The sequence below is a fragment of the Ensifer adhaerens genome, from assembly GCF_028993555.1.
Lineage (GTDB): Bacteria > Pseudomonadota > Alphaproteobacteria > Rhizobiales > Rhizobiaceae > Ensifer > Ensifer adhaerens_I.
In genome coordinates this window covers 3,069,879-3,085,066 of sequence record NZ_CP118610.1, presented here as the reverse complement: position 1 = coordinate 3,085,066, position 15,188 = coordinate 3,069,879, and the positions used below count along the sequence as shown (strand labels likewise).

The window sequence follows — 15,188 nt, the reverse complement described above, 5'->3', positions numbered from 1 at the left end:
CGTCCAGTCAAGACGGCTTCCCCTTCGAAGCCCTGACGCGGTACCCGGCGGAGTAGCTCAGTAGGTTAGAGCAGAGGAATCATAATCCTTGTGTCGGGGGTTCGAATCCCTCCTCCGCTACCATTTTTCCTTCTCAGTCCGAGAGCATCGATAAAAAAGTCCGCAAGACGCGGGTGATGCACTTTGTCCTGTCCTCCTGAGTTTCGGTTCGCGAGGCGACGGCAACGAGCCTAACGCCTTCACGTTATCACCGTCATGCGGTGCCCGACCTAGCCTCGCTCTCCGTCACGTCAATGCTTCGTCGGCTTCAACGGTAACGTCAGTGCCGGCCCGCTTCTGACCCCGAACTGCCTTCTGAACTGCCGTGATGCACTGCCGTCAAACAGCGATTGCGGCAGCGGCGCGCCGATCGCCCATTTGTACTTGGCTTCGGGATCGCTGTTGAGCGCCTGGTGCGTAACCGCGCTCAAGGGCAGGACATATTCCGGCTTGCGCAGCCCTCGCTCGGAATTGCCGAGCCATGTGAGCACGACCAGGATTTCGCCGCCGAGTTCGAGGGCATCAAGCGCCAGCTGCTTGCCGCCGACGGAGGCGCGGACCGCCTGTTCGTGGAACGTGAAGGCGCTGAGCTTCAGTTCGTTTTGCGATTCTGCCATTTTGTCGGCCTTTCTCAATGTCCTGTTCGGCGCTCTCTCAAGCGCTCATTCGTCGATCGGCGTTTCGTATCATAATCCTTCGCTCAATCCACGTTACACAGTGCTGACGGCACTGGCGGCCAAGTCGAAAGCTTTGTAGCGTGATTGCAACCGTGGATATTCGATCGAATTGGGGAGATAAGAATGCGTGCGACGATCAGCCTCCGCTCGAGTATGATGGCTGCAACCGCGATGCCGGGCAGCCTTGCCGGTCTGCCGGCCGCTGCGCAAGAGATGGGCGATCTGACTGGCGTGGCGATGGTGACGGGCATCTGTGAGCGTTTGGTCGTTGCAGGCGAAGACATGACGAATACCTGCGACGGTCGGCTTATCCAGTCGATCTACCGCACCGGCCGCACGGGATTCACGGTGAATATCGGCTCCGGTGGCGCTGTTACCTTCAGCGGCATCGAAGGCAAGAAGCCGGACGCCGATAGCCAGCTTCAGAGTGTAGACAGGGTCATCGTGAACCGTGGGCAAGATGGTGGGCCGATCAGCTCGAAAGCGGTGACGGGTGGCTGTTCCTACGGGAACCCTTTCAAAGGACCGGCGACGACCAAATGTGAAGGAACCGATGCCGAGAAAGGTGCCTACGTCTTGCAATTCAGGACGGATGGTACACAGCCCAACCTCCTGAACTATGGGATCGAGGAGACTGCCAACGACGCGGATCGCGCTTTTAGGTTCGGCGTTTGGAGTGGTTCGCGCCTGAAGGGCGACAGCGCGAATGGCTGCGTGATGTCGCGAGACACCGAGGGAGCGACAACCTTCATGGTCCATGCGAACGTCAACGAGGCATTTGATCTTGGATTCTACAACGAAGCCTGGTCGTTCAAGACTGAGACACCTCCCAGCGCCGAGTTGCTTTTCGATGGCAAGCCTTATCCCGCAGTCAGTGTCGAGGTTCTCACGCCGCAGCAACTGGTCGTGCGCGGCGGGGGTGAGGAAGGTGGCTTCCAAGCGCCAATCGAGCAAAGCGTCGAACTCATGCTTCGTGTCGATGACACTGAGGTCAGGGTCGACCTGAAAGGCGCGCCAGCGGCGGTTGCAAGGCTCTGGGATTGTGTCGGCGGAAGGTAAAGGACGCCGGTCGACCGCTCATAGGGTCGACGTTGCGTTCGCCGGGACTTGGCGAACGCCCAACTGAGAAAACGAAAAGATCACCTGCTGATCGATGATGTGATCGTCGAGTAGTCGGGTAGGCTGATGTCGGCGATTTCGGCTGCGCGATATTGGGACAGGGCGAAGTGCATGATCGCGATCACGGTGATCGAGAAGACCAGTACGGTGACGTTGACGCCGAAAGCGGTTTTGATCATGTCCTTGTCCTCCGAGCCCTGCGTTTGTTGGCGTGTGTCGGTAGAAACCGTGACATGGAGACTATCGTGTGGCGTCAATTGCGCTGTTCCCCGGGGAACATGAGATATGGTTACTGGAAACTTAATCAGCGTTGCATGAAAAGCGCACCTGGCCAAACGGCTTGCGATCGGCGCTCTCGATTAAGGTGCGCGCCTCTCGCCTGGCCGGATTCGTGCCCGGAAATCTTCGTCCTGGCGTCCTGTTTCGTACCTGCGCGTGAGCTGCAAGCTCTGCAGTCCGCAGCGACGCCGTATTTTCAAAGTGATTGTTTCATGACCATTTCCATTCGCCCCTCCCGTTCGTCCGATTTTCCGCGCACCTTCGAGATCTGGCGCAGCGCCGTCATCGCCACGCACGACTTCCTGACGCCGGAGGATTTTGCGGCTATCGAGGCGCTGGTGCGCGACCAGTATCTGCTCGCCGCCGAGTTCTGGATCGCAGCTGACGAGCATGATCAGGCGCTCGGCTTCATGGGTATGAGCGATGCACAGATCGATTCGCTCTTCGTCCACGCCGATGCGCGCGGCGTCGGTGTCGGCCGACGGCTCGTCGAGCACGCAATGAGCCTGCATCCGGTTCTGACTGTCGACGTCAACGAGCAGAATGCATCGGGCGCGGGATTTTATGAGCGTATGGGTTTCAAGACAGTCGGCCGTTCACCGGTCGATGATGCAGGGCGCCCCTATCCGCTCCTGCATTTGCGCCGCGGATGAACGGCGCAAGCCGGCCCCGATCAGGCGGCCGGCTTGTCGATGGTAATCACGAACAGAACGGCAGAGGCCGCCGGTTCGATCGTGATGGTGGCTGGGCCTCCAAGGACTGCCGTGTCGCCCGTTGCGAGGTCGGCCGTGGCTTCTGCCGCGGACAGGCGCACCGCGCCGCCATGACAAAGGACGAGGGTCGTTCCTGCCGAGCCTTCCACTGTTTGCGGACGGTCGATCGCCAGACGCTGGACCGAGTGAGCAAGGCGGCCGCGCCGTGTCATGACGTTGAGGTCGACGATCGGACCGTCGACCAGCGTCGCCGAGGTCGCGACGTCGGCGGGGAAGGGGAGCGGCGGTGTTTCTCCGGTCATCACCACAGGTTCGCGCCCATCGATCATCAGCCGCATGCCCTTGCCCTGCAGGATCGAGAGCGTGCGGTCGATGCCGGGGAAACTGGAGAAGGGGCCGTCTGTGGCCACCGTCGCCATGCTCACACGCCAGTCGAAATCGCCGAGCGACGCTTTTTCCGGGAAAACGGCGATCTCCACGGTCTCGCCGCCGCCGTTCTTCCACGGCATGCGCTTGTAGTTTTTCGCGCGCAGGATCTTCATGGCAGGTTCTCTTCGATGATTGCGCGCATGCGCGCAAAGTCGCCGTTCAGTGGCCGGTCGTCGGCATAGGTCGGGATAGCTGCGCGGATGCGCCGGTAGAGCGCGTCGGTGCGCTCCGCGCGGCCGCGTGGCTGCAGGTCATAGGCCTGCGATGCGGCGAGCAGTTCGATCGATAGGATCGTTTCGAGATTGTCGGCGATCGACAGCGCCTTCCAGGCGGCCGGCGTCGCGTGGGTGAGGATATCCTCCTGCAGCGCCGAGGTGATGCCGCCGTCGAGGCTCGCGGGTGCCGCCAGACGCCGGTTTTCAGCGGCAAGAGAGGCAGCGGTGTACTGCGCGATCATGAAGCCGGAGGAGACGCCGCTGTCGCCGGCAAGGAAGGCCGGCAGACCGCTGACCAGCGGGTTGACCAGCCGGTCGATACGGCGTTCGGAAATGGCGGCGACCTCGGCAACGGCGACCGAAAGGCTATCCATGGCAAGGCCGAGGGCAGCACCCACCGCGTGGGCCTGTGAGTGGACTTCCGGCGCATCTGGTGTGCCGGATACGGCGGGGTTGTCGGTGAGGCTTGCAAGCTCCCGGTCGACGACTTCGGCAACTTGGGCCAGCGCATCGCGGGCGGCGCCATGCACATGCGGCACGGCGCGAAGGCTCAAGGGGTCCTGCGTGCGCGTGCCGGCAGTCTCGGCAAGCATCGGGCTTTCGGCGAGATAGGCGCGCAGCGATGCCCCAACGTCTTCAAGCCCCTTGGAGCGGCGAAGCGCCAGCGGGACGGCGGCAAAGGCGTTGGCCTGGCTGCCGAGGTTTTCGTAGGTCATGGCGGCCGCCGCATCCGCCCAGTCGAAGAGGCGGGTCGCGCGTGACAGAGCGAGGGCCGCAAGTCCCGTCGCGCAGGGCGTGCCGTTGACCAGGCTCAGCCCTTCCTTCGCCTCCAGTTGCAAAGGCTTGAGGTCGATGCGGGCGAGGGCTTCCGCACCGCTGATCTTGCCCTTGCCGTCGTCGACCGTTCCGTGGCCGATCAGTACGAGGCCGATTGCCGCGGCATGGGTCAGATAGCCGACCGATCCGCGCGAGGGAATGTCGGGGATGAGGTCGGCATTGAGCAGCGCCAGCAGTGCCACGACCGTTTCGATGCGCACGCCGGAATAGCCATGGGCGAAGTTGGCGATCTGGGCCGCCATCACCGCCCGGGCTTCCGGCCGGGCAAGCGGCTCGCCGACGCCACAGGCGTGGCTGAGGATGATGTTGCGCGACAGCGCCTGCTGGTTCTTGCGGTCGATGATGACATCGCACAGCGCGCCGACGCCGGTGTTGATGCCGTAACCGCGGATGCCGCGCTCGACCAGGGCATCGACGATCCGTCGGGCATTGACGATGCGTTGCCGGGCGGTATCGGAAAGGGTCAGGCGGGCGCCATTGGCGACCGCCGCGATTTCCGGCCACGTCAGTGGTGTGTCAAGTATTATGCTCTCAGTCATGGGCTTCCGGTCGTCCCTGGCGGCGTTGCACGAAGCGGGCAACATAATCGTTGGCCGGCCGCTCCAGAATATCGTCCGGCGTGCCGACCTGCACCACCTGGCCATCCTTGAGGATGGCGATCTCCGAACCGATGCGCAGCGCCTCGCCGAGATCATGGGTGATGAAGACGATGGTCTTTGCAAGGTTCTGCTGCAGTTGCAGCAACTGGTCCTGCATGTCAGCGCGGATCAGCGGGTCGAGGGCCGAGAAGGCCTCGTCCATCAGGATCACGTCGGTATCGGCGGCGAGTGCCCTAGCCAAGCCGACGCGCTGCTTCATGCCGCCGGAAAGCTGGTGCGGAAACTTGGCGTCGTAGCCGGCGAGACCCACGGTCTCGATCCACTTCATGCCGATGTCGCGGGCTTCGGCCTTGGGAAGACCGCGCACGCGCTGGCCGTAGACGACGTTCTGCAGCACCGTGCGATGTGGCATCAAGGCAAAGCTCTGGAACACCATGCTGACGCGGTGCATGCGGAAGGTGCGCAACGCCTTGGCGTCGAGGTCCAAGATGTTGTTGCCGTCGAACGCCACTTCGCCGCTCGTCGGTTCGATCAGCCGGTTGATGTGGCGCACCAGTGTCGACTTGCCGGAACCGGAAAGCCCCATGATCACGAAGATCTTGCCGGCGCCGATCGTCAGGCTGACATTGTTGAGGCCGACGCTGCAGCCGGAGCGGGCGAGGATCTCGGACTTGTTGAGCCCCTCCTTGGCCATGGCGAGTGCGGCTTTGGCGTCCTGCCCGAAGATCTTGTAGACGTTGCGGATCTCGATATCAGCCATTGCGGGGATCCTCCGTCCGGCTCTTGCCGAAGCCTTGCGTGATGCGGTCGAGAACGATCGCGAGAATGACGATGCCGATGCCGGCTTCGAGCCCCTTGCCGACGTCGAGCGTCTGGATGCCGTTCAGCACCTGCTCGCCGAGGCCGCGGGCGCCGATCATCGAGGCGACGACCACCATCGACAGCGCCATCATGATCGTCTGGTTGAGGCCGGCCATGATCGTCGGGGTCGCGAGCGGCAGCTCGACGCCGAAGAGGATCTGGTTGGGGCTGCCGCCAAAGGCTGTCGCCGCTTCCACCACCTCGTGGTCGACCTGGCGGATGCCGAGATCGGTGAGGCGAATGAGCGGCGGCACGGCGTAGATGATGGTGGCGAGGATCGCCGGAACCTTGCCGAGGCCGAAGAGCATGAGCGCCGGGATCAGGTAGACGAAGCTCGGCATGGTCTGCATGACGTCGAGCACCGGGAGCGTGATGTTGCGCATCACCCTACTCTTTGCGACGAGGATGCCCATGGGTACGCCGATGACGACAGAGACAATGGTTGCCATCAGCATCAGGGCCAGCGTCTGCATCGTCAGGTCCCAGAGGCCGAGCACGCCGACGAAGAACAGCAGAACGCCGACGGCGACCGTCAGGGTCCAGCGCTTGGAACTCTGCCAGGCGAGCGCCATGAAAATGAGGATGACGACCCACCAGGGCAGGCCACGCAGGATCCATTCGATGAACAGAACGGCTTTCAGGATAACACCGCTGATCGCCTTGAAGACCCATCCATAGCCGCTGACCAGCGCCTGGATGAAGTCGTTCACCGGCCCACGGATGGAGAGATTGAGAGAATCCGGAAACATCGGAAACGTTCCTTGCTCGGACCAAAGGCGGCCGCCTCCTGCGGCCATCAATGGCGCTTGCCTCGGGTATGGTCGCAAGAGGCCGAGCCCGGCCCCGCCATGCGTGCGGCGGAGCCCGGACCTGGCGATTGCGGGATTACTTCAGGCTGGCTTCGATCTTGCCACGGGCTTCATCGGAAACCCACTTGCCCCAGACATCGGCCTTGGTCTTCAGGAACTCGGCGGCAGCAGCCGTCGCGTCGACCTTGTTGTCGGCCATGTAGGCAAGGCTGCCATTGACAGCGTCGAGCGGGAAGGTCGCCTTTTCGAGGATGGCGACAATCTCGGGCGCCTCCTGCGCAAATGTGCTGTTGAGGCCATAGGAGACGTCGACCGACGGGAAGGCGCAGCCTTGATCGCGCTTGCCGGTCGCGCTCGAAAGCTCCTTCCAGCAGGCTTCGTTGTAGGCCGGCTCCTCGAGCTGAACGAGCTTGAACTTGCCCATGATGGCGGTCGGCGACCAGTAATAGAAGAGGATCGGCTCGCCCTGGAGATAGGCGGACGTGATGGCGGAATCGAGCGCCGTGCCGGTGCCTGGGCGGAAGTTCACGTAGGTCTCGCCGAGCTTGTAGGCTTCGAGCTTGGCGGAGCTGACACCCTCGCAGGTCCAGCCCGACGGGCAATTGAGGAAACGGCCCTTGGCCGGCTCTTCCGGGTCGGCGAAGAGTTCGACGATCTTGGGGTCGGAAAGCTGCGACACGCTCTTCAGGTCCGGGGCTTTGGCCTCGATGTTGCGGCTGGCGTCACCCTTGATGACGTATTCCGGCACGAACCAGCCTTCGCTTGCGCCGACGAAGGTCTTGCCGACGGCGACGACCTTCTTTTCCTCGACGGCCTTGTTCCAGATATCGGAGCGGCCCAGCCATTCCTCGGCAAAGATCTGCACGTCGTTGTTGGCCGTTGCCTGCTCCAGCGTCACCGAGTTGCCGGGGATCGAATCAACCTGGCAATCGTAGCCCTTGGAAAGGATGGTCTTCATCACTTCAGTGATGAAGGCGCCGCTCTCCCAATCGATGCCGGCGAAGGTGACGGTCTTGCCATCACCGCAATAGGAGGCGCTGGCGCTGCCGGTGGAGGCGGCAAGCACCAGGCCTGTGGCCGCAAGCGTGAGTTTCAGTTTGTTGATCGACATTAAGCTGTTCCCTGTATTGATTTTGGCTTTGACGACTATTTGAGTTTCATCAGCACCCGCGCGAAGGCGCGGTCGATTTCTTCCTCCCGGTCGTGGCGTCCGTTCCGGATCTTCCACTCGCCCGCGACCATCACGTCGCGAACGCTCTCGCCGCCGAGTGCAAAAAGCCAACGGTCGAGGATCTGGTTGTCAGTGGCGGCGGCGATATAGGGATTGCCGCCGTCGAGCACGACGAAATCGGCGCGTGCGCCGACGGTGATGCCCGCGGTCTTCTGGCCCGCCGCCTGGGCGCCGCCCTTGAGCGCTGCGTCGAAGATGGTCCGGCCGATCGAGGCGCCCGGCCCGGTGGCAAGCCGGTTGCGGCGGCGGTCCCGCAGCCGCTGGCCATATTCGAGCAGGCGCAGTTCCTCTGCAACGCTGGTCGCCACGTGGCTGTCGGTGCCGATGCCGAAGGTGCCGCCTTCGGCCATGAAGTCGACTGCCGGGAAGATGCCGTCGCCGAGATTGGCTTCGGTCGCTGGGCAGAGACCGGCGACGGCGCCGGAACGTGCCAGGCGCTGCCGTTCGCTTTCCGTCAGATGCGTGGCGTGGATGGCGCACCAGCGCTGATCGACCGGCATTTCGTCAAGCAGCCATTCGACCGGGCGGCGGCCGCTCCAAGCGAGGCTGTCGTCGACTTCCTTGGTCTGCTCGGCGACGTGGATGTGAATCGGACCGGCGACGGGCGCTGCCTCAAGGATCGTGCGCATTTCCTCGGGCGTTGCTGCGCGCAGCGAATGGATGGCGTAGCCGAGCGTGTGGTCGGCCTCGCGGCAAAGCGGCTCGAGACGCTGGAGGAGGGCGAGGAACCGATCCGGATCATGCAGGAACGGCCGTTGGCCCGGATTTGGCGCGACACCACCGAAATTGGCGTGGGCGTAGAAAACCGGAAGGTGCGTGAGGCCGATGCCGGTGGTGCGGGCAGCGGCGAGAATACGCAGCGACATCTCGGCCGGGTCAGTATAGGGCGTGCCGTCGGCCTGATGGTGCAGATAGTGAAATTCGGCCACGTGGCCAAAACCGCCCTTCAGCATCTCCATATAGAGCTTGGCGGCGATCGCCTCGACATCGTCAGGGGTTACAAGGCCGACGGTGCGATACATTTCCTCGCGCCAGGTCCAGAAGCTGTCGTCGCCGCTGCCGGCCACTTCGGCAAGGCCGGCCATGGCGCGCTGGAAGGCATGGGAGTGCAGATTGGCCATTGCCGGAATCAGCGGTCCAACCGCGCGCTCGCCATTGGCGGCGCTGCTGCCGGTTTCGATCGCTGCAATCCGCCCGGACGCATCGAGCGTTATCGCGACGTTTTGGGCCCAGCCGCCGGGCAGGAGCGCCCGTTCTGCAAAGATCCGGTTGACGGGAAAAGTTGCCATGTGCATTTTCCTGTACGTAGTTGTATATGGAACTATAGATATTTTACGCTGGCGCGCAAGCGTGAAATGAACGAAAAGATTCGAGGGTGAATGCGCATGATTTGTTCGGCATTCCGGAAAGGCGGGGCGTGAGTTGATGACGGCACTCAGAAAACGGAACGATACGGCCGGCTTCGAGGATGGTCCGGTGCCGCGCTACGAAGCGGTCAAACAGTTCATCCGCAGCCGCATCGAGAGCGGTGAGTGGCCGGCCCATCACCGCATCCCCTCGGAAAACGAGATCGTCGCCGACCTCGGCGTCAGCCGCATGACTGCCAACCGGGCGCTCAGGGAACTGGCGACCGAGGGTGCAATCACGCGGGTGCAGGGCGTCGGCTCCTTCGTGGCCGCCCACAAGGGCAGCACCGCACTTCTGGAAGTCCGCAACATCGCTGACGAGATTCACGAGCGCGGCCATACGCACACGTCGTTAATGACGCTTCTGCAGGAAGAGGTGGCTACGCCGGAGATCGGCTACGCACTCGGCCTTGCCACCGGCGCGCGCGTCTTCCATTCGATCATGGTGCATTCGGAAAACGGCCTGCCGATCCAGATCGAGGACCGTTTCGTCAATTCGGCAATCTGCCCGCGTTATCTGGAGCAGGATTTCCAGGCGATGACGCCGAATGCCTATCTCACTGCGGTCGCGCCGATCACGCGCACCGAGCAGATCGTCGAGGCGGTGTCGCCGCAGCCGTGGGAATGCAAGCTGCTCGGAATTGACCGCAACGAACCCTGCCTGATGATCCGGCGCCGCACCTGGTCGGAGACGGCCAATGTGACGACCGCGCGGCTGCTCTATCCCGGCACGCGCTATCGCCTTGAGGGCATGTCGCAGTAGATCGGGATCGGGCTTCGGCAGAAAACCGCACATCTTTTCCTATCCCGCTCTAATCTCGACAATATTCCGGTCGATTCGGAGGATCGACCGCCGAATGGGAGGATGACGAGATCATGGTTGAGGACGCGCTGAAGCTTCGCACCGAGCTGCCCAGGCCCGATGTCAGTGCCGATGAGGCGCGGGTGTTGCTGGCCGAGCATTACGGTCTCTCAGGCACGATCAACGAACTCGGCAGCCAGCAGGATCGCAATTATCGCATCGATACCGGCGAGCGACGCTACGTGCTGAAGATCTGCCGTGCGGAGTATGGGGCGCTCGAATTGGAGGCCCAGAATGCTGCCTTGGGGCATCTTTCCGAGCGCCTGACTTCGGCGCGTGTTGCGGAAGTCGTGCCTTCGCTCAAGGGCGAGGCGATCGAGAGCGTCACGGTTCGCGATCAGGACTACCGGATCCGTCTGCTGAGTTTCCTCGATGGCGAGCCGCTGACCCGGCGCAAGCATCTCTCGCGGGAAGCGGTTGCCGCGCTCGGCGCACTGGCCGGGCGGCTCGCCGCGGCGCTGCAGGACTTCGAGCATCCCGGGCTTGAACGCGAACTGCAATGGGACCTGCGCCGCGCCGGTCCCGTCGTGCTGCATCTTCTTACCGACATGGCGGACCAGCAGCGCAAAAAGCGCATCGCCGAGATCATGGTCGGCGCCATGCGGCGTTTGCAGCCCTTGATACCGGATTTGCGCATTCAGGCGATCCATCATGATGTCACCGACGACAACGTGGTGAGCCAACCGGATGCGGCCGGCCGGCCGATCCCGGACGGCGTCATCGATTTCGGCGATATCCTCAAGGGGTGGCTGGTCGCCGAACTTGCCGTGACCTGCGCCTCTTTGCTGCATCATGCTGATGGCGACCCCTGGTTCATCCTGCCGGCGGTCAAGGCGTTTCACGCCGCGTGCCCGCTGACCGAGGTGGAGCTGAAGGCGCTCTGGCCGCTGATCGTCGCCCGCGCCGCCGTGCTGGTGGCGAGCTCCGAGCATCAACTTTCCCGCGAGCGCGGCAACACTTACGTCGAGGGCAACGCTGCGCACGAGCGGGAGATCTTCGACGTCGCGACCTCGGTTCCGCCGGTGCTGATGGAGCACGCCATTCTGGCGGCGGTGGCGCTCGCGCCCGTATCGCAGCCGGTGGCCGGAGATAGCCTCATCCAGGGGATCGGACCGACCGACGTGCGCCAGATCGACCTCTCGATCCTCAGCCCGCTGTTGCCGGAGGAACGCTGGCAGCATCAGGGCCTGCCGATTTCCGTGCTGCAGCACGCCGCCCATGCGATCGGTGTCGCGACCACCCGCTACGGCGAATACCGCATGACCGAGACGCAACTGCGATCGCCGAAGCCCGACGCGACGCTGGCGCTGCATGTCGACATCTGCCTGGAAGCGGGCCGCGAGATCAATGCCCCGTTTGCGGGGCGCATCCTGCGGCAGGATGGGCTGCTGGTTCTGGAGGGAGCCGAGGCGAGCCTCTTCCTTGAAGGTGTCTCGGTCGCTGGCGATCTCGGGGAGACCGCGGCTGATGGCGCGGTACTCGGTGTCGTCTCCGGCGAGCAGCAGTCCTATGGTCTGATTCGTGTCCAGCTTTGCCGCGAGCACGGCCTCGTTCCGCCGCTCTTCGTGATGCCGCATCAGGCGGAGTCGTGGAAGGCGCTGTGCCCGTCACCGGCCGGCGTCCTCGGCTTCGAATGCGATGCGCCGGAACTGCACAGCGAAGCGTTGCTAACCCGACGACAGCAGCACTTCGCCAAGCCGCAGAAGAACTACTACCTGAAACCACCGCAGATCGAGCGTGGATGGAAGGAATATCTCTTCGACGTGGAGGGTCGCAGCTATCTCGACATGGTCAATAACGTGACCATCCTCGGCCATGGGCATCCTCGGCTGGCGTCTGCCGTCGGGCGGCAATGGTCGCTGCTCAACACCAATTCACGCTTCCACTACGCCTCCGTCGCCGAATTCTCGACGCGGCTGGCGGCGCTTGCGCCCGAAGGGCTCGACACGGTGTTCCTGGTCAATAGCGGCTCGGAGGCCAACGATCTGGCGCTCAGGCTCGCCTGGGCCCATTCCGGCGCCCGCAACGTCGTGAGCCTGCTCGAGGCCTATCATGGCTGGACCGTCGCCAGCGATGCGGTCTCCACTTCGATCGCCGACAATCCGCAGGCGCTTGAAACCCGCCCGGCCTGGGTGCATCCGGTGCCGGCCCCCAACACCTATCGCGGCGAGTTCCGTGGCGCCGATACGACAGACAGCTATGTCCGCTCCGTCGTCACGAAGCTTGCCGAGCTGGACGCTGCGGACGAGAAGCTTGCCGGGTTCATCTGCGAGCCCGTCTACGGCAATGCCGGCGGCATCCCCTTGCCGAAAGGCTATCTCGACGCCGTCTATGCCATGGTGCGAGCCCGCGGCGGCGTGTGCATCGCCGATGAGGTGCAGGTCGGGTATGGCCGCCTCGGCGACTATTTCTGGGGCTTCGAAGAGCAGGGCGTCGTGCCTGACATCATCACCGTCGCCAAGGGCATGGGCAACGGACATCCGCTCGGCGCCGTCATCACCCGCCGCGAAATCGCCGATGCGCTGGAGAAGGAGGGGTACTTCTTCTCGTCCGCCGGCGGCAGCCCCGTCAGTTCCGTCGTCGGCCAGACCGTGCTCGACATCCTGACGGAAGAGCGGCTTCCCGAAAATGCGCGCGTCGTCGGCGGCTACTTGAAAGCCCGCCTCGAAGCGCTCGGACAACGTTTCCCGCTGATCGGCGCTGTGCACGGCATGGGGCTTTATCTCGGTGTCGAATTCGTGCGCGACCGGGAAACCCTGTTACCGGCCACGGAAGAGACGGCGGCGATCTGCGATCGCCTGCTCGATCTCGGCGTCATCATGCAGCCGACCGGCGACCATCTGAATATCCTGAAGATCAAGCCGCCGCTCTGCCTCAGCAAGGAGAGCGCCGACTTCTTTGCCGACATGCTGGGCCGCGCGCTGGAGGAAGGCTGGTAAGGTCGTCGGCGGCAGCGCTGCCGCCGAACCAGGCCTACCAGCCGGCGAAATCCGCGAGCACGGCGTCAGAAACGCGACCGCCGATCACGTCGTCGAAGGCCCGGTCCAGGATTTCGAGCGCTGCGTCTATGTCCGCGTCGGTGATCGTCAGCGGCGGGGTCATCTCCAGCACGTTCGAATTCATCCCGACATAATAGAGGACGAGCCCGAGTTCATAGGCGCGGTAGATGAGCTTGGCCGTTTCACGCGACGCCGGCGTCCGGTTCTCATGGTCGGTGACGAGTTCGACACCGCAGGCAAGGCCGCGCCCGCGAACGTCGCCAATCAGGCGATGGCGCTCGGCGAGGCGCTGCAAGCCCTGACGTAACCGTTGGCCCTTGCGTTCCGCCTCCTGCGAGAGTTGCTCACGCTCGATGGCATCGAGGACCGCCAGCCCGGCGGCGGCGGAGATTGGATTGCCGTGTAGCGTCTGCATGGCAAAGGCGCTGGCGCAATCCAATATGCACGACGGACCGATCACGGCAGAGAGCGGCAGTCCGCCGCCGAGCCCCTTGCCGATGGTCAGGATGTCAGGAACGAAATCCTCGTGCTCGAAGCAATGCAGCCGACCGCTGCGGCCGAGCCCGACCTTCACCTCGTCGCAGACGACGAGCACGCCGTATTGACGGCAGATTTCGGCAAACGCGCGGAAGAAGTCGGGCGGCGGGACGATCAGGCCGCCATCGGACTGGATCGGCTCGATGAAGGCGACGGCGAAATGGTCCGGTGCCGCTTCGAGGCGCGCTCGCAACTCGGCGAGGATTGTGCCGCCCGTCGGGTCGTCGCGGTAAGGGCGGAATGGATCAGGGTAGGGGAGCAGCAGCAGACCTTCGGCCTTGGTAGCATCCGCCTGGACGCTGTGGCCGGAGAAGGCCATCGAGCCGGTGGTGCAGCCGTGGTAGGCGCCGACAAAGGCGATGACGCCCGACCGTCCCGTCGCTTTCGTGACGGCGCGGAATGCGGCCTCGTTGGCGTCGGATCCGGAATGGCCGAACCAGACCCTGTTGTCGCCTGAGCCCGGAAACGCTGCGAGCAGTTTTTCGGCAAGCGCCGTCGCCGGTCCATTGGCGGCAGAGAGTACGCTGGCGCCGGCCGGATTTGCCGCAGCGCCGGAGATCGCCTCGACAAGCGTGGGGTGGCCATAGCCGAGGCTTGCCGCACCCCAGGCGCCGGATAGGTCGATCAGTTCACGGCCATTCTCCTCTACAAGCCTGGCACCCCGGCCCCCGGTCACGGCGAGCGGGAAGAAGCGCAGTTTCTGCAGGTTCGCGATCGCCGCCCTGTCTCTTTCGTAGAGCGTGGTCACAACTCTTGCTCCCCGATGCTGGCTTTAAGACACCGGGTGAGCCGCTCGCCCCAGACGGCGACGCCCGCATCGGTGTCGATCAGATCGTGCCGCACCTCGACCAGAACCCCGGGAAGTCCGCGCGCGTCGGCGTGGACGGGCACGGTGTAATCCTCGTCCGGATGGATGTTGTAAGGCTCGTTGTCGCCGATCGTCAGCTGCGGCTCGCTCGAAAGTTCGCGGATCAGCGAATGGGCAAAGCCAACCGCATCGCGGTAGAGAATGCCAGCCTGCCAGGGACGCGGCTTGCCGAAATAGACAGGCGTGAAGCTATGGATGCCGACGACGAAGGGTCGTTTTCCTTCGCCTTCCAGCCGGTCGAGCCGGCGGGTGACGGCATCAGCGTATGGCCTAAACAGCGTGTCGATCCGCTGCTGCCGCTCGGCGTCGCTCAGATTGCGATTGGCTGGGATCTCCGTCGTCTCGCTGATCTCGGGGATCATCGAGGGTGCGGCCAGTGGCCGGTTGCAGTCGATCACCAGGCGCGAATAGTTGGTGAAGAACAGCGGCGCGTCGAGGCTGACGCTCAAGCGCTGGGCGAGCGCCATGGCGCCGATATCCCAGGCGATGTGGCGCTGGCGCTCGTGAAGCGGCAGGCCCATGTCGCCGAGTGCGCGCGGCATGCGGTTGGACGCATGCTCGCACAGGAGCAGGATCGGCGAGGCGCCGTCCGGGTTGAAGACCGCATAAGGCGGCAGTTCGTCGATCGCAAGCAGCGGCGCGCTCGGGTCAGGTCGCACGCCGTGTTCGGGGCTCTTGATGGCCGTTGTCGAGGTCATGGGCTGCCCA

14 protein-coding genes and 1 tRNA gene are annotated in these 15,188 nt (G+C 63.7%); 5 read left to right on the top strand and 10 right to left on the bottom strand.

From position 1 onward, the window contains the following. Positions 1-46: 46 nt before the first annotated feature. A tRNA-Met gene (locus tag PWG15_RS15100) sits at positions 47-123 on the top strand. Positions 124-290: 167 nt separating this feature from the next. Here the strand turns inward: PWG15_RS15100 and PWG15_RS15095 are convergent. Further along, a complete protein-coding gene (locus tag PWG15_RS15095; protein ID WP_275021126.1) occupies positions 291-656 on the bottom strand; it encodes a hypothetical protein in 366 nt (121 codons plus the stop codon). A 183-nt stretch (positions 657-839) separates the two neighbouring features. Here PWG15_RS15095 and PWG15_RS15090 point away from each other — a divergent pair, with 183 nt between their 5' ends. Then, positions 840-1,775, top strand: a complete 936-nt coding sequence (locus PWG15_RS15090) for a hypothetical protein (RefSeq protein WP_275021124.1) — start codon at positions 840-842, stop codon at positions 1,773-1,775. A gap of 80 nt (positions 1,776-1,855) precedes the next feature. Here the strand turns inward: PWG15_RS15090 and PWG15_RS15085 are convergent, their stop codons facing one another. Next, complete coding sequence (locus PWG15_RS15085; protein ID WP_275021122.1) at positions 1,856-2,014, bottom strand: hypothetical protein; 159 nt, start codon at positions 2,012-2,014, stop codon at positions 1,856-1,858. A gap of 312 nt (positions 2,015-2,326) precedes the next feature. Between PWG15_RS15085 and PWG15_RS15080 the strand changes: the two genes are divergently transcribed. Beyond that, positions 2,327-2,767 carry an acetyltransferase gene (locus PWG15_RS15080; protein ID WP_275021120.1) on the top strand — a complete coding sequence of 147 codons (441 nt, stop codon included), beginning with the start codon at positions 2,327-2,329 and terminating at the stop codon, positions 2,765-2,767. Between the two features lie 20 nt (positions 2,768-2,787). Here PWG15_RS15080 and PWG15_RS15075 read toward each other — a convergent pair whose 3' ends face one another. The 6 genes from PWG15_RS15075 to hutF form a co-directional block, all read right to left on the bottom strand. Further along, positions 2,788-3,369 carry a HutD/Ves family protein gene (locus PWG15_RS15075; RefSeq protein ID WP_275021118.1) on the bottom strand — a complete coding sequence of 194 codons (582 nt, stop codon included), beginning with the start codon at positions 3,367-3,369 and terminating at the stop codon, positions 2,788-2,790. Then, complete coding sequence (locus PWG15_RS15070) at positions 3,366-4,847, bottom strand: HAL/PAL/TAL family ammonia-lyase (protein WP_275021116.1); 1,482 nt, start codon at positions 4,845-4,847, stop codon at positions 3,366-3,368. Before PWG15_RS15070 ends, PWG15_RS15075 begins: the two co-directional genes overlap by 4 nt. After that, positions 4,840-5,667: a quaternary amine ABC transporter ATP-binding protein gene (locus tag PWG15_RS15065; RefSeq protein ID WP_275021115.1), complete on the bottom strand. Its 828-nt coding sequence runs from the start codon at positions 5,665-5,667 to the stop codon at positions 4,840-4,842. Before PWG15_RS15065 ends, PWG15_RS15070 begins: the two co-directional genes overlap by 8 nt. Next, positions 5,660-6,517, bottom strand: coding sequence for an ABC transporter permease (locus tag PWG15_RS15060; protein ID WP_275021113.1), 858 nt, complete (start codon positions 6,515-6,517; stop codon positions 5,660-5,662). The genes PWG15_RS15065 and PWG15_RS15060 overlap by 8 nt, the downstream gene beginning before the upstream one ends. 136 nt (positions 6,518-6,653) lie before the next feature. Next, positions 6,654-7,688 carry an ABC transporter substrate-binding protein gene (locus PWG15_RS15055; RefSeq protein ID WP_275021111.1) on the bottom strand — a complete coding sequence of 345 codons (1,035 nt, stop codon included), beginning with the start codon at positions 7,686-7,688 and terminating at the stop codon, positions 6,654-6,656. Between the two features lie 35 nt (positions 7,689-7,723). Beyond that, the gene (gene hutF / locus PWG15_RS15050; protein ID WP_275021110.1) at positions 7,724-9,097 is read right to left on the bottom strand and encodes a formimidoylglutamate deiminase; all 1,374 of its coding nucleotides are present in this window, start codon (positions 9,095-9,097) and stop codon (positions 7,724-7,726) included. A gap of 136 nt (positions 9,098-9,233) precedes the next feature. Between hutF and hutC the strand changes: the two genes are divergently transcribed. Both hutC and PWG15_RS15040 read left to right on the top strand, forming a co-directional pair. Continuing rightward, entirely contained in the window at positions 9,234-9,977 is a 744-nt protein-coding gene (gene hutC / locus PWG15_RS15045; protein WP_275021108.1) for a histidine utilization transcriptional repressor HutC, read from the top strand. A 113-nt stretch (positions 9,978-10,090) separates the two neighbouring features. Beyond that, the gene (locus PWG15_RS15040; protein ID WP_275021106.1) at positions 10,091-13,015 is read left to right on the top strand and encodes an aminotransferase; all 2,925 of its coding nucleotides are present in this window, start codon (positions 10,091-10,093) and stop codon (positions 13,013-13,015) included. Positions 13,016-13,049: 34 nt separating this feature from the next. On the opposite strand, the gene PWG15_RS15035 is transcribed toward PWG15_RS15040, so the two are convergent. Beyond that, complete coding sequence (locus PWG15_RS15035) at positions 13,050-14,360, bottom strand: aspartate aminotransferase family protein (RefSeq protein WP_275021104.1); 1,311 nt, start codon at positions 14,358-14,360, stop codon at positions 13,050-13,052. After that, entirely contained in the window at positions 14,357-15,178 is an 822-nt protein-coding gene (locus tag PWG15_RS15030) for an N-formylglutamate amidohydrolase (protein ID WP_275021103.1), read from the bottom strand. Before PWG15_RS15030 ends, PWG15_RS15035 begins: the two co-directional genes overlap by 4 nt. Positions 15,179-15,188: the final 10 nt, after the last annotated feature.